We start from the raw sequence: 13,507 nt of genomic DNA, 5'->3' as shown, positions 1-13,507 counted from the left end.
TCTCCTTATGTACGATAACAAGCATTTATTTTCACATATTCATAGCTTAAGTCACAGCCCCAAGCTGATCCTGTCTCTTCACCTAAGTGTAAGTACACATTAATGACTATTTCATCTTCTTGTAACCTCTCTTTCATTTTTTCTTCAGAAAATATTTGAGGCTCACTATTTTTTAATACCGATATAGATTGAAGAGTAATGTCAATTGTGTTCGGATTAATAGCTACTTCACTTTGTCCAATACTGCTAATAATTCGCCCCCAGTTTGGGTCTTCACCATGTATTGCTGTTTTCACAAGACTCGAACCGACTATTTGCTTTGCAATTTTTTTTGCCTCTTCATTCGTTTGAGCTCCTAGCACATTTACTTCTATTAACTTCGTAGCGCCTTCACCATCTTGCGCAATTTTTTTCGCTAAATCTTCACATACCTTCTGTAAAGCACCTACGAAAGTTTCCCAATCTGTATGTTCCATATTTATCGGCCTTGTTTCTGATAATCCACTTGCCATAACGATGACCATATCATTCGTAGAAGTATCTCCATCCACCGTAATTTGATTAAATGTATGATTCGTTATTTGTGATAACGCTGTTTGCAATACGTTATGCTCTATATGAGCATCTGTCGTAATAAAACTAAGCATCGTTGCCATATTCGGATGAATCATCCCTGAACCTTTTGCAACACCCGCAATCACCACTTTCTTCCCATCAATAATCATTTCATAGCAAGTTTCTTTCGTGATAAGATCCGTCGTTAAAATTGCTTCAGAAAAAGAATATGCTTCACTTTCTTCCTTCGTCGGTATAAGAGTTGCAACCCCCTTTCGGATTATATCCATCGGCAGTGGAACACCAATTACACCTGTTGAAGCTACTGCAACGTAATTTTCTTTCATCCCAAAATGTTCCGCCCCTAACACGCGCATCTCGTATGCGTCTTGTAATCCTTGCATTCCAGTACAAGCATTTGCATTTCCACTATTAACGATAATTGCTTGTAACTTCCCTTCTGCCGTTATACTATCCTTCGTTACTTGCAAAGGGGCTGCTTGTATTTGATTCGTTGTATACACAGCGGCACATGATGCTGGTACGTCACAAACGATTGCCCCTAAATCCTTTTTCTCCTTTTTCAGACCATTTACAGTACCAATTGCCGAAAAGCCTTTCGGCGTTACAATTGAACCATTTTCTAATTTTGTAATAGACGCTACTTTAATCATCATGTCCCCCTTATAGATAAAGCGGCATATGTTGTAAACCTGTTATCTCTTCTAGTCCCGCTATTATGTTTGCATTTTGAATCGCTTGCCCAGCCGCGCCTTTCATCATATTGTCTATAACAGAAACGACCGTAACTCTTTCAGTTCTTTCATCGTAAGCTATGCCAATATCACAATAATTTGAGCCTCTCACTTCTTTTGGACTTGGAAATTTCCCTTGCGTACAAATTCGGATGAAAGGCGATTGTTCATACGTTTCTTCATACAATTTTTGAAGTTGCTTTATTTCCATCTTTTGTTTTACTTTTGCATAAAGTGTAATCATAATTCCTCGTGATATCGGTATTAAATGTGTGCTAAATGTAATTGGCTGTGATTCACTATTCCATTCTGTAAGCATTTGCTCAATCTCCGGAACGTGCTGATGCTGGTTTACTTTATAGATATGTAAGTTATCGTATAGCTCAGGAAAATGAGTCATTGTTGTTGGTGTTTTTCCTGCTCCTGATACCCCTGATTTCGCATCAATAATAATTGAATCTTCTTCAATCATGCTACTACATATTAACGGCGCTATCGCTAGCAATGTGGCTGTAGCAAAACATCCTGGGTTTGCAATTAAATTTGCCTTTTGAATCTCAGTCCTTTTCCATTCACTTAACCCATACACTGCTTTTCTAAGAATTTCTTCTTTCGCTGCTGGCCTTTTATACCACAGTTCATATGACGAAGGATCTATCATACGAAAGTCTCCAGATAGGTCAATTACTTTTAAACCTTCTGCTACTAACTTGGGAGTTAACTCCGCCGATACTCCTGCTGGTGTTGCTAGAAATACGATTTCTGCTTCTTTCCCTATTGTCTTCACATCAATTTCTTGTAACGTATGAACGAGAACATTTCGAAGATGCGGATATACATTTGTTATACACTCACCAACTTGCGAAAAAGAATGAAGAGATGCTATCGAAAAATATGGATGTTGTTCTAATAAACGAATTAATTCAATGCCCCCATATCCAGTGGCTCCAATAATTGCGACTTTCATAAGTTCCTCCTCAAATCGATTCTTTAAATTAAGTATGATTATAATATTGTATATTTATAGAGTCAATTAAATATTTATAAATTTTAAAATCTAAAAAAACTTAATTTTATTAGAAAAATAATATACTCAACCGAATTTTTATACAAAAATAGTGCATAGTAGTTTTTTTATTTCACTTCAAGTACAATAAAACAATACATACGTACATACAGGCGGGAAAAAATATGAACGAAAAATTAATTGAGAAAATGATTATAAAAAGTTTTCAGCAATATCAATGCAGTCCAATATCAAAAGAAGATCAGGAAATGCTAGTGAAACATATTTAAACGGTGACTCATTCAAATATTGAAATTGATTTATACGAGGAGATTGAGGATATTGTTTATGATTATGTGACTGGAAAACAATAAAAAATAGGAGATTTCCATGTGGAAATCTCCTATTTTTTACTTAATGATTTACCTGCTACACGTTCAAATAAACCTGGGAATAAAGCATAAAGTTTTGGACCAATTCCCATCCACTTCGGTAAGTTTACTTCACGTTTTTTCGTGTGCATCGACTTTACGATTTGTTCTGCTACGTATGTTGGTTTTAACATGTAACGTCCCATATTCTTTACATATGTACCAGATTGATCCGCTATTTCAAAAAAGTTTGTATCTATCGGACCCGGATTAATTGCTGTAACATAAATATCTGTATTCGCTAATTCCATGCGTAAACTATTCGTAAATCCTAATACAGCATGTTTCGTTGCTGCATACGCACTTGATTTCGGAGTTGCAATTTTTCCGGCAAGTGAAGCAATATTAATAATATGTCCTTCGTTCTTGTTTACCATATAAGGTAGTACCGCTTTCGTACATGCTACTAATCCAAATACATTTACTTGAAACATATCTTTTACTTCACCCATTGACGCATCTTCAAACGTTTTAAAAATACCAAATCCCGCATTGTTTACTAATATATCAATACGTCCCACTTCTTGTAATACCTTTGAAAAAACAGACTGTACTTCCATCTCTTCACTTACATCTAATACATAATAATAGCAAGGCGTATTATAAGTTTCTTTAATTTTGTCTACTAACGCTTGTAGTTTCTCTTCTGTTCGAGCCATTAATACTGGAGTCGCTCCCTGTGCTGCAACTTGCATTGCAACTTGCTCACCAATCCCACTAGAAGCACCTGTAATGACGATTACTTTATTTTGTAAACGTCCTGTCATTGCTGTCACCTACTTTGCATAATAAATCAATTGTTGCGATGACTCATCAATCATCACTTGTTGATTATATGCTAAATAGTCCAATTGTCCAACCGTTTCTGAAATAGTAAGTGGTAATTGTTCTTTATATAATACCGGAAATAGTTTTACACATACTTCAAATGCTGTCATTGGTTTTTCCTTTAATAACTCAAGCACTTTAAAAGCACGTGTTTCTTGCTTTTGTAATCTCGTTTCAATAAGTTGTTTCACATTTAGAACATCTTCCCCATGCCCTGATAAAATGCGTGAAATATTCATTTCGCTTAAACGCTGTAATGTTTGATTATATTGTAGTAATGGGCGTGCCCGCTCTGTTTGCCCTTCATATGGCGGTTCTAGTATTGGATTCGAAGAAATATGACTAATGAGAGCATCTCCACCAATTAATATTCCATCAGATTCTCTATATAAAGAAATATGAGTAGAAGCATGACCTGGTGTTTCAAGTACTGTAAATCCAGGCAAAGAATCAATACGATCTCCTTCTCTCACAGTATGCGTTAACGATCTATTACAAGAATATTTAAGTGTCCTCGTCGTCAATAACGACTCGTCTTTCAAAAATGCTGCTGGCACACCAAACTGTAAGGCCGTCTCTCTAAAAAATTCATGATACCGCTTTAAAAATTCTGGATTTTGTGTAATCCAAGGCTCATTCCAAGGATGTCCAATAATATTCGTCTTCTCAGAAAATATATTTAAAAGTCCACAATGATCTGCATGATGATGCGTAATGACTACTGTTTCAATATCTTCTATCGTATGTCCTAATGCACCTAATTGACTTTCTAACGCATTCCTTGCCTCTTCTGTATTCGTCCCTGTATCAATTAATGTTAATGTCTCCCCCTCAACTAAAAACACATTCACAGTTTCCACTGCAAATGGTACAGGAATCTCCATTCGGTGAATCGCCGTCATGCTTAGCCCCCCTGTCTCTTTCCGGTTCAAAAATGAATACTTCTTCAGTTTACAACTTCTATATATATTTGTCATTATTTTCAGATAAAAAGAGGTGTTTCCTATAAAAAAACGAATGTATGTACATTTATAAGAATTTCTAACCAAAATTAAAGGAGGAACATCATGTCTATTCAAAACATTTCCTTTCTCGGTGCAGGCTCTATTGCCGAAGCTATTATTGGTGGCTTGTTACATGCAAATGTCGTTAAAGGTGAACAAATTACTGTAAGTAATCGTTCTAACGAGACAAGATTACAAGAGCTACATAAAAAATACGGTGTCAAAGGTACTCATAATAAAAAAGAATTACTTACTGATGCAAATATTCTTTTTCTAGCAATGAAACCAAAGGATGTTGCAGAGGCGCTTACCCCTTTTAAAGAATACATAAATAATAACGTGCTTATTATTTCATTACTAGCAGGTGTTTCTACTGACTCAATTAGAAAACTACTTCAAAAAGACGTTCCAATTATTCGTGCAATGCCAAATACCTCCGCAGCCATTTTAAAATCAGCTACCGCTATCTCCCCTTCAAAACATGCAACAGCGGAGCATATTCGCACTGCAACATCTTTATTTGAAACGATTGGTCTCGTCTCTGTTGTAGAGGAAGAAGATATGCATGCTGTCACTGCATTATCCGGAAGTGGACCTGCTTATATTTATTACGTAGTGGAAGCTATGGAAGAAGCTGCAAAAAAAATTGGTTTAAAAGAAGATGTTGCAAAATCACTTATTCTTCAAACGATGATTGGTGCTGCTGAAATGCTAAAAGCAAGTGACAAACACCCTTCTATTTTGAGAAAGGAAATTACTTCTCCTGGTGGAACTACCGAAGCAGGTATTGAAGTATTACAAGAACATAAATTTCAACAAGCACTTATTTCTTGTATTACACAGGCAACGAAACGATCACATAATCTTGGAAAAACATTAGAACAACTAACAAAAGAAAAATAGAAAAAGGAGCTCAAGTTTATTTGAGCTCCTTTTTCTATAATTACACTTAGTTATTGTTCTTCCCAAAAATCTCTTCTTGCAGGCGACGACCAGTCGGCGTTGCTGCAAGTCCACCTTCTGCTGTTTCACGAAGTGCTACTGGCATCGTTTGTCCGATTCTAAACATTGCCTCAATTACTTCATCACATGGAATTGTACTCGTTACACCAGCTAATGCTAAATCTGCTGAAATCATCGCATTCGCAGCTCCTGCTGCATTACGTTTTACACAAGGTACTTCTACAAGTCCTGCAACAGGATCACACACTAAACCAAGCATGTTCTTTAATGAAATTGCCATCGCTGTAGCTGCTTGATCTTGTGTTCCACCAGCCATCTCAACTGCAGCTGCAGCCGCCATTCCACTTGCTGAACCAACTTCAGCTTGGCATCCTCCCGCTGCACCAGAAATACAAGCGTTATTCGCAACAACCATACCGAAAGCTCCTGCTGTAAATAAGAATTCAATCATTTCTTCACGTGTAGGCTGCAATTTTTCTCTTAGTGCAAATAGTACACCTGGCACTGTTCCAGCAGAACCTGCTGTTGGTGTTGCACAAATAATTCCCATCGCTGCGTTTACTTCATTTGTTGCAACAGCTTTGCTTACTGCATCCAAAATCGTATCTCCAGATAAGCCTTTTCCGCTCTTCATATACGCTTGAACTTTTACAGCATCTCCACCAGTTAAACCAGTTGGTGATTTCACGCCGCGAATACCACGTTCTACTGCTTGCTCCATCACGACTAAGTTCTTTTCCATACCAGCAATTACTTCTTCACGTGAAATACTTCTTGTTTCCATTTCACATTGAATCATAATTTCTGCGATTTTTACATTTTGTTCTTTAGCTTGCGCCACTAGTTCCGCTGCGTTCCGAAACATGGTGTGTCCCCCCTGCAATTATTCCATAATAGTTACTTGACAAATATTTTGTTGCGCTTTTATTTCTTCAATTACTTCATCTGCTAATAATTCATCTGTTTCAATGACCATAAGCGCTCTTCTTCCTTTTTCTTTACGAGAAACACTCATTGTGCTGATGTTAATCTCATGTTTCGCAAGGATTGAAGCTACCGCTGCAATAGCACCGAAGCGATCGTTATTTACAATAAGTAGTGCTGGGCTCGTGCCTGATAATTGAAGATCGAATCCGTTTAATTCTACAACTTCAATTTTACCGCCACCAATTGAGCAAGCAACAACTTCAATTTCATCTTCACCTTTATACAAACGAATTCTCGCTGTATTTGGGTGAGGTGCATTGGCATCTTCTTCAATGAATTCCACTTCAATTCCGCGCTCTTTTGCTATTTCTAGCGCCTCTGGAATACGTAAGTCATCTGTTTCAAATCCTAATATTCCACCGATTAGTGCTACATCCGTACCATGCCCTCGATACGTCTTTGCAAATGATCCATATAACGAAATGCTTACTCTTTCTGGTTCATGACGAAACAGCTGGCGAGCAACTTGCCCCATTCTTGCTGCGCCTGCTGTATGTGAACTTGATGGTCCAATCATAACTGGACCGATAATATCAAATACTGAGCGATACTTCATCATAACTCCCCCTAAACCTCTATGAAAAAATTTATTCTACTATTCTATTAAGCTGCTACATCTGTCGCTTTTCCAGTTGTACCACGAATTTGTTCTGCTGTACGAATTGGATAGTTTTTGAATAAAAGTAATCCAATATAACCTGAAATAATACCAGTTATCATAATACATAAGAATCTTAGCATTATTTTCATTTAAAAATGATACAAGATAATCCAGAATAAAGTCTGGTAGCAATCCAAAGTTTAACACAGAAGCCATTGCAAGCATAGCATAAACAAGTGATATAACCATTGCTAATGCAACTAAATTTGCACCCGCTATTCCGCCTAGACTACCTGCTGATGTTCTGAACTCTTTTAAAGAGTGGTGTACCAATTAAATCTCCACTACCTTATTAATAAAAAGCTTCTACTAAGGAACTCGCAATAGCTACACTTGCTAATCATATCGTTTAGCTAAAAAGTGAAAAAGACTTATGACAAATAATAGTAATATCTTTCCTATTATAATTCTCGTGTTACTCTCTCATGATTTAGTCAACTTCACTTGTTACGATAATGACTAAAATACATGCGACTTATCATAAATTATAATCTGCCCTCATTATAGCTTGTTTTTTATAAAACGCTTACTTTTGTTGAATTTTAAAAGTTCTGAATAAAAGTCCATTTCTGCTATTTGTATCACTTGTATGTCATCTGACTTATATAACAGTTTTTCTAAATAATCATTATTTCGTATTTTTATCCTATATATTCAAACCATCCTAATTTTCTGTATCATCCAAGTATAAGTATAAAATAATAACAGTTTTATTTTTAAATTTTTTTAGACATAAAAAAATGGTAACCCGCTGTTACCATTTTTTACAAAATAATTATTTTTCTACTGGGAATGATTTCAAATCTGTCGCTATTTCTGTATTAGAAAACAACTCTCTAGCCTCTTTCAATAATTCCTTATATGTATCTCCTTGATAGCGAGAACTAATGTGAGTTAATATTAGTCGCTTCGCATTTGCCTGAAGTGCAATGCTCGCAGCTTGCTTAGATGTAGAATGAAAATAATCATACGCTTGTTGCTCATCTTCTGCTGCGAAAGTCGCTTCATGGACAAGTACATCTGCATCTTGCGCAAGCTCCCTACTCGCTTCGCAATATCGCGTATCACCTAAGATAGTAATAATTCTTCCTTTTTGAGGTGGGCCGATAAACTCATTTCCATTTAATATCGTGCCATCCTCTAATTCAACTACTTCACCATCTTTTAAACGTTTAAAGATTGGACCTGGTTTCACACCCATCTCAAGCAACTTATCAACTAAAAGAGCACCTTGTATATCTTTCTCTACAATACGATATCCAAAGCATTCTATACCGTGTGACAATCTTTTCGTTTCTACATAAAATTCATTATCTTCAAATACGGTACCTTCTTCTGTTATCTCCACAACTTCAAGTGGATATTTCACATGTGTCGTACTTACCGATAATGCCACTTCAATAAATTGTTTAATTCCTTTCGGTCCATACACCGTTAAAGGCGTAGTTCCTCCTTGAAATGAACGGCTACCTAATAAACCAGGCAATCCAAAAATATGATCGCCATGTAAATGCGTAATAAATATTTTTTCAATGCGGCGCGGACGTACAGATGTATGTAATATTTGATGTTGCGTGGCCTCACCACAATCAAATAACCAAGTTTGTCCTCGTTCTTCTAACAATTGTAAAGCAATTGCTGAAACGTTCCTTCCTTTTGAAGGAACACCTGCACCAGTTCCTAAAAATACAAATTCCACTTTCTTTCCTCCAGCTCTAAATATACTCTATCTCTCATCTTACGGAATGTTATTTCAAATGGCAAATTGAATTTACATAACCAAACATCTAGACAACTATATAACACGAACGTTATACTCAAAAAATTTAGCTATCGTTCGTGTTTTGTGTTAAAATAATTATACTACATTTTAAGGGAGCGTTTTATTATGAAAGAAGTATTTCGTTTACAAACTGATTTTTCATCTTCATTTGATCGCTGGGTAAGTTCTTTCGTGTCTGATCACCCAGCACAATTAGAATGGACAACTTTAAAGGAATTAATCCATGAATATACAACATCACATACAAATGATACGTTACCAGCATATATTTCTTCAGCTTTAACATATTACGCCCAACGCGTTTCAACTACAAACAGTTCAGAGATTGTTATTTTTGAAAACCCTACAATCTCGTAATCTATAATAAAAAAGCACTGGTTACAGTGCTTTTTTATTTATACTTATTTAACAAATGATCATATTCCATCCAAAAGTCGGTATACATACTTCGCTCAAACTCATTTAAAATTATCTTTTCACTTGATTTATTGAATAATTCTTTTGCCTGTAGCGCAAAAGAAACAATTTGTTTTCTATATTCATTTTCATTTACTTCTATATGAAGCCCTTCATAGTATATAGCCTTTTGATCAGTAGAAATAACTTTGACAAAATCCTTTAAAACCACATTTTCACCTATATGGTTTATAGTCCAATGAATTGAAATTGGGCATCCTAACATGAGCATAGTGCCACATCCGTGCAAAATAAGCCCCTCTTCATTTTCAATATCACAAATATATTCTTTATCTAAAGTTCGTAACAGAGCTAAAGCTGATTCACTTATTCCCCATTCCTCATCCATACCTGTTTGTGTAATAATCGTTCCATCCACATTTAAATAAATTTCCCCGTGAGAACATAAATCTTCCTGCTCATTAAACAACCACTTTTGATTCTCAATATTTATAATAAAATTTTGTGGTACCATTACAAATTCCCCTTTTATAAAAATATTTATTTTTCATATTATTTATAATCAATATCATACATTTCATCCCACATATCTATTATAAATCCGTTTAATATTTTAAAAACACAGATAAAAAAGATATTGACACTACAATTTTACAGTGCTAACATTCAACATGTAATTGAATATGGTCTCTGTTAGGTGAGGCTCCTGTATAGAGAAACGCTGCTGCCCAAAAATGTCGAGAGACGCCAATGGGTCAACAGGAAAGGTCGGAATGAAGGCCTTTTTTAATGTAGCTGGTTTCAGTACCTATGCTATACAGTGCTAAAACTCAACGAGGGAGAGGTGCATGTATTTTGTCATACACAAAAACTGTTTTTATTTATGTCTACTAACAGTCTTTGTTGTGGACTCTTTTAACTGCGAATTCAGACCTTTACTCGTTTTGAGTAAAGGTCTTTTTACGTCTATATGCACCTTACTATGAAACAAACATAGCATATTCAGAAACTACTAAATTGTACGGAGGTGAGGAACAGTTGGCAATTGACGATTCGGCCCAGATACCCATACGTTTTACATTCATATTTCATCATGTAGGTAGGAAAGAAACTGTTCCTCACCATTTCAAATAGTTAGGTAACAGATTGTTTCCTCCTTCATGACAGAGGAGGAACTACCGATGTTTAATTTACAAAGACAAGAAACAAAGCATGCTTATGAGCAAGATAGCATGAAAACAAATAACGAATTATTAGTGGAGGTTGCAACACAAGATGTAAGCTCTGCGTTAAAACTTTTAGAAACAACACAAGATGGATTATCTAAACAAGAAGCGTCTCGTAGACTTTCTTTATATGGTCCGAACGAAATAGCTCATAATAAAATGGCACCGTGGTACATTCAATTTCTGTCGGCATTTAAAAATCCATTTATTTTCGTTTTATTAGCTCTTGGAGCACTCTCCTTTTTCACGGATGATATGCAAGGAACAATTGTCGTATCTGCAATGGTACTACTTAGTGCAACAATTCGGTTTTCCCAAGAATTTCGTTCTCAAAAAGCTGCCGATAAGTTAAAGGCTATGGTTCGAACAACTGCGAGCGTATTTAGAATAAATGGATTTGTACATGAAACAAAAAATGTAACGAATTTAAATCGAAATTACACAACAGAAATTCCAATTGAGGAACTTGTACCTGGCGATATCATTTCCCTTTCAGCCGGTGATATCGTTCCAGCTGATGTGCGTATTGTATCCGCTAAAGATTTATTTGTTAATCAATCTTCTTTAACAGGGGAAGCACTTCCTGTAGAAAAATACGAACACTGCTACCATACAGAAAATAAGCATATCTTACCGACAAACATGAAAAAAAATTACAATCCACTCGATATGGAAAACCTTTGTTTCATGGGAACAAATATTGTAAGTGGTAGCGCAAAAGCTGTTGTCATCTCAACAAGTACCGATACGTATTTCGGCTCTTTAGCCAATAAGGTAATTGGAAAGCGTGTAGAAACAAGCTTTGATAAAGGTGTAAACAAAGTAAGCTGGCTCTTAATTACATTCATGCTTATTATGGCACCTATTGTCCTTCTCATTAATGGATTCACAAAAGGTGATTGGCAAGAAGCTTTCTTCTTCGCTATTGCCGTCGCTGTCGGCCTTACACCTGAAATGTTACCGATGATTGTAACTGCTAATTTAGCTAAAGGTGCCGTTAACATGTCTAAACAAAAAGTAATTGTAAAACAGCTAAATTCTATTCAAAACTTAGGTGCTATGAACATTCTTTGTACAGATAAAACCGGAACTTTAACAGAAGATAAAGTTGTCCTTGTTCGTCACTTAGATCCCAAGGGAAATGAATGCAATCGCGTCTTGCAATTTGCCTATTTAAATAGTTTCTATCAAACTGGTTTGAAAAATTTAATAGATAAAGCTGTTATTAAGCATACAGAGGAAAACAATACATTTAATCCATCAGCTTTTCAAAAGCTAGATGAAATTCCATTCGATTTCGCCCGCCGGCGTATGTCAGTCATCGTAAAGGATATTTCAGGTGAACATACAATGGTTTGTAAAGGTGCCGTAGAAGAAATTTTATCAATTTGTAACTACACTGAAGTGGATGAAAAAATCGTTCCACTCACCGAGGAAATACGTTCAAATGTCAAAAAACTAAGTGAGACACTAAATAGTGAAGGTATGCGGGTTATTGCTGTTGCTTATAAAAAAGATAGAAGAATAAATGATACAGAGTACGCAGTAAAAGACGAAACTGATATGATTCTCGCTGGATATATCGGCTTTTTAGATCCACCGAAACCATCTGCAGCAGCTGCAATTCAAGCATTACAAAAACATGGTGTACAAGTGAAAATTTTAACTGGCGATAACGAAATTGTTACAAGAAAGGTTTGTATAGAAGTTGGATTAGATATCTGCGAACCAATCCTCGGTTACGAGATTGATTCTTTACCAGATAAAGCATTAGCAAGACTTGCCGAAGAAACGACTGTATTTGCGAAGCTTAATCCCATGCAAAAATCTCGTATTATACACGCATTACAAGGAAATGGACACACTGTAGGTTACATGGGAGACGGCATTAACGATGCTGTAGCATTACGTGAAGCTGATGTCGGAATATCTGTTGATACTGCTACTGATATTGCGAAAGAAGCTTCCGATATTATTCTACTCGAAAAAAGTTTAACTATATTAGAAGCAGGGATTTTAGAAGGACGTACTACATTCGGAAATATTTTAAAATATATTAAGATGACAGCTAGCTCTAACTTCGGTAATGTGTTTAGCGTGTTAGTAGCAAGTGCTTTCATTCCTTTTTTACCGATGCTTGCCATTCATCTTTTAATTCAAAACTTACTTTATGATATTTCACAACTTTCTATTTCATGGGACAAAATGGATAAAGAGTTTCTAGAAAAACCACGAAAATGGGATACTGCAAACTTACGAAAATTCATTATTTGTATCGGCCCAATTAGTTCTATATTTGATATTATCACATACGTAGTCATGTGGAATGTATTTGGTGCAAATACATCGAGCGAGCAATCATTATTCCAGTCCGGTTGGTTTGTCGTTGGATTGTTAACACAAACTTTAATTGTTCACATGATAAGAACACAAAAGATTCCATTTATTCAAAGCACTGCATCAACACCAGTCGTTTTATTAACCGCTCTTATTATGGCAATTGGGATTTATATTCCATTCTCACCACTTGGTACAGCCGTTGGTTTACAAGCATTGCCACTTAACTATTTCCCTTGGTTAGTAGGAATACTATTAGGCTACGCTTTTTTAACACAATTCCTGAAAAAGCTTTATATTAAAAAGTTTCATAGCTGGTTGTAAAAATAAGAATGAGTGGGTATCCCCCGCTCATTCTAAAAAACATAACACATATTATATATGGAGGTGACCATGATGGTATGGTACGACATTGTATTCAGGTTAGTTATAGCAATTATTGTAGGAGCTTGCATTGGAATGGAAAGACAATGGAGACACCGAATGGCTGGGTTACGGACAAATGCTCTCGTATCACTTGGTGCCTGTATAATAGGAAAGGTGTCATGATTTTA

At 35.9% G+C, this 13,507-nt stretch carries 11 protein-coding genes, 2 pseudogenes and 1 riboswitch; of the genes and pseudogenes, 5 read left to right on the top strand and 8 right to left on the bottom strand.

Going from position 1 to position 13,507, the window contains the following annotated elements; genetic code table 11:
- Positions 1-5: 5 nt before the first annotated feature.
- The gene (gene argJ / locus DN404_RS13775; protein ID WP_006921488.1) at positions 6-1,229 is read right to left on the bottom strand and encodes a bifunctional glutamate N-acetyltransferase/amino-acid acetyltransferase ArgJ; all 1,224 of its coding nucleotides are present in this window, start codon (positions 1,227-1,229) and stop codon (positions 6-8) included.
- 10 nt (positions 1,230-1,239) lie between these two features.
- Positions 1,240-2,277 carry an N-acetyl-gamma-glutamyl-phosphate reductase gene (argC, locus tag DN404_RS13770; RefSeq protein ID WP_149215134.1) on the bottom strand — a complete coding sequence of 346 codons (1,038 nt, stop codon included), beginning with the start codon at positions 2,275-2,277 and terminating at the stop codon, positions 1,240-1,242.
- A 224-nt stretch (positions 2,278-2,501) separates the two neighbouring features.
- Between argC and DN404_RS13765 the strand changes: the two are divergent.
- A pseudogene (locus DN404_RS13765) lies at positions 2,502-2,690 on the top strand (YqzH family protein).
- 29 nt (positions 2,691-2,719) lie between these two features.
- Here the strand turns inward: DN404_RS13765 and DN404_RS13760 are convergent.
- Both DN404_RS13760 and DN404_RS13755 read right to left on the bottom strand, forming a co-directional pair.
- The gene (locus tag DN404_RS13760) at positions 2,720-3,514 is read right to left on the bottom strand and encodes an SDR family NAD(P)-dependent oxidoreductase (protein ID WP_000147794.1); all 795 of its coding nucleotides are present in this window, start codon (positions 3,512-3,514) and stop codon (positions 2,720-2,722) included.
- 9 nt (positions 3,515-3,523) lie between these two features.
- Positions 3,524-4,477, bottom strand: coding sequence for an MBL fold metallo-hydrolase (locus tag DN404_RS13755; protein ID WP_000125119.1), 954 nt, complete (start codon positions 4,475-4,477; stop codon positions 3,524-3,526).
- Positions 4,478-4,642: 165 nt separating this feature from the next.
- Here DN404_RS13755 and proI point away from each other — a divergent pair, with 165 nt between their 5' ends.
- Positions 4,643-5,482, top strand: coding sequence for a pyrroline-5-carboxylate reductase ProI (proI, locus tag DN404_RS13750; protein WP_000027249.1), 840 nt, complete (start codon positions 4,643-4,645; stop codon positions 5,480-5,482).
- 46 nt (positions 5,483-5,528) lie between these two features.
- On the opposite strand, the gene sdaAA is transcribed toward proI, so the two are convergent.
- The 3 genes from sdaAA to rnz all read right to left on the bottom strand — a co-directional run bounded on the left by sdaAA (position 5,529) and on the right by rnz (position 8,889).
- On the bottom strand, positions 5,529-6,407 hold the full coding sequence (gene sdaAA / locus DN404_RS13745; protein ID WP_000489461.1) for an L-serine ammonia-lyase, iron-sulfur-dependent, subunit alpha: 879 nt from the start codon (positions 6,405-6,407) through the stop codon (positions 5,529-5,531).
- Positions 6,408-6,425: 18 nt separating this feature from the next.
- The gene (gene sdaAB, locus DN404_RS13740) at positions 6,426-7,085 is read right to left on the bottom strand and encodes an L-serine ammonia-lyase, iron-sulfur-dependent subunit beta (protein ID WP_000877450.1); all 660 of its coding nucleotides are present in this window, start codon (positions 7,083-7,085) and stop codon (positions 6,426-6,428) included.
- Positions 7,086-7,965: 880 nt separating this feature from the next.
- On the bottom strand, positions 7,966-8,889 hold the full coding sequence (rnz, locus tag DN404_RS13730; RefSeq protein WP_000397455.1) for a ribonuclease Z: 924 nt from the start codon (positions 8,887-8,889) through the stop codon (positions 7,966-7,968).
- Positions 8,890-9,078: 189 nt separating this feature from the next.
- Between rnz and DN404_RS13725 the strand changes: the two genes are divergently transcribed.
- Positions 9,079-9,330 (top strand): DUF3932 family protein, encoded by a 252-nt coding sequence (locus DN404_RS13725; protein ID WP_000665709.1) that lies wholly within the window; start codon positions 9,079-9,081, stop codon positions 9,328-9,330.
- Positions 9,331-9,364: 34 nt separating this feature from the next.
- On the opposite strand, the gene DN404_RS13720 is transcribed toward DN404_RS13725, so the two are convergent.
- Positions 9,365-9,904, bottom strand: a complete 540-nt coding sequence (locus tag DN404_RS13720; RefSeq protein ID WP_000249063.1) for a hypothetical protein — start codon at positions 9,902-9,904, stop codon at positions 9,365-9,367.
- Between the two features lie 168 nt (positions 9,905-10,072).
- A riboswitch (M-box (ykoK) riboswitch) is annotated at positions 10,073-10,240 on the top strand.
- Between the two features lie 331 nt (positions 10,241-10,571).
- On the opposite strand from DN404_RS13720, the gene mgtA reads away from it, so the two are divergent.
- Complete coding sequence (mgtA, locus tag DN404_RS13715; RefSeq protein ID WP_149215133.1) at positions 10,572-13,277, top strand: magnesium-translocating P-type ATPase; 2,706 nt, start codon at positions 10,572-10,574, stop codon at positions 13,275-13,277.
- A 72-nt stretch (positions 13,278-13,349) separates the two neighbouring features.
- Positions 13,350-13,484, top strand: a pseudogene (locus DN404_RS13710) (MgtC/SapB family protein); the annotation flags it as partial.
- Positions 13,485-13,507 lie beyond the last annotated feature (23 nt).

The organism is Bacillus sp. TE8-1 (genome assembly GCF_008368855.1).
Taxonomy (GTDB): Bacteria; Bacillota; Bacilli; order Bacillales; family Bacillaceae_G; genus Bacillus_A; species Bacillus_A cereus.
Note: the sequence above shows the minus strand (reverse complement) of the source record. Positions and strands in the feature narration are given on the sequence as shown.

Coding starts and splice junctions, on each gene's coding strand:
- DN404_RS13720 (WP_000249063.1), bottom strand. CDS start 9,904: ATGGTACCACAAAATTTTATTATAAATATTGAGAATCAAAAGTGGTTG.
- DN404_RS13755 (WP_000125119.1), bottom strand. CDS start 4,477: ATGACGGCGATTCACCGAATGGAGATTCCTGTACCATTTGCAGTGGAA.
- DN404_RS13725 (WP_000665709.1), top strand. CDS start 9,079: ATGAAAGAAGTATTTCGTTTACAAACTGATTTTTCATCTTCATTTGAT.
- proI (WP_000027249.1), top strand. CDS start 4,643: ATGTCTATTCAAAACATTTCCTTTCTCGGTGCAGGCTCTATTGCCGAA.
- mgtA (WP_149215133.1), top strand. CDS start 10,572: ATGTTTAATTTACAAAGACAAGAAACAAAGCATGCTTATGAGCAAGAT.
- sdaAB (WP_000877450.1), bottom strand. CDS start 7,085: ATGAAGTATCGCTCAGTATTTGATATTATCGGTCCAGTTATGATTGGA.
- DN404_RS13760 (WP_000147794.1), bottom strand. CDS start 3,514: ATGACAGGACGTTTACAAAATAAAGTAATCGTCATTACAGGTGCTTCT.
- argC (WP_149215134.1), bottom strand. CDS start 2,277: ATGAAAGTCGCAATTATTGGAGCCACTGGATATGGGGGCATTGAATTA.
- argJ (WP_006921488.1), bottom strand. CDS start 1,229: ATGATTAAAGTAGCGTCTATTACAAAATTAGAAAATGGTTCAATTGTA.
- sdaAA (WP_000489461.1), bottom strand. CDS start 6,407: ATGTTTCGGAACGCAGCGGAACTAGTGGCGCAAGCTAAAGAACAAAAT.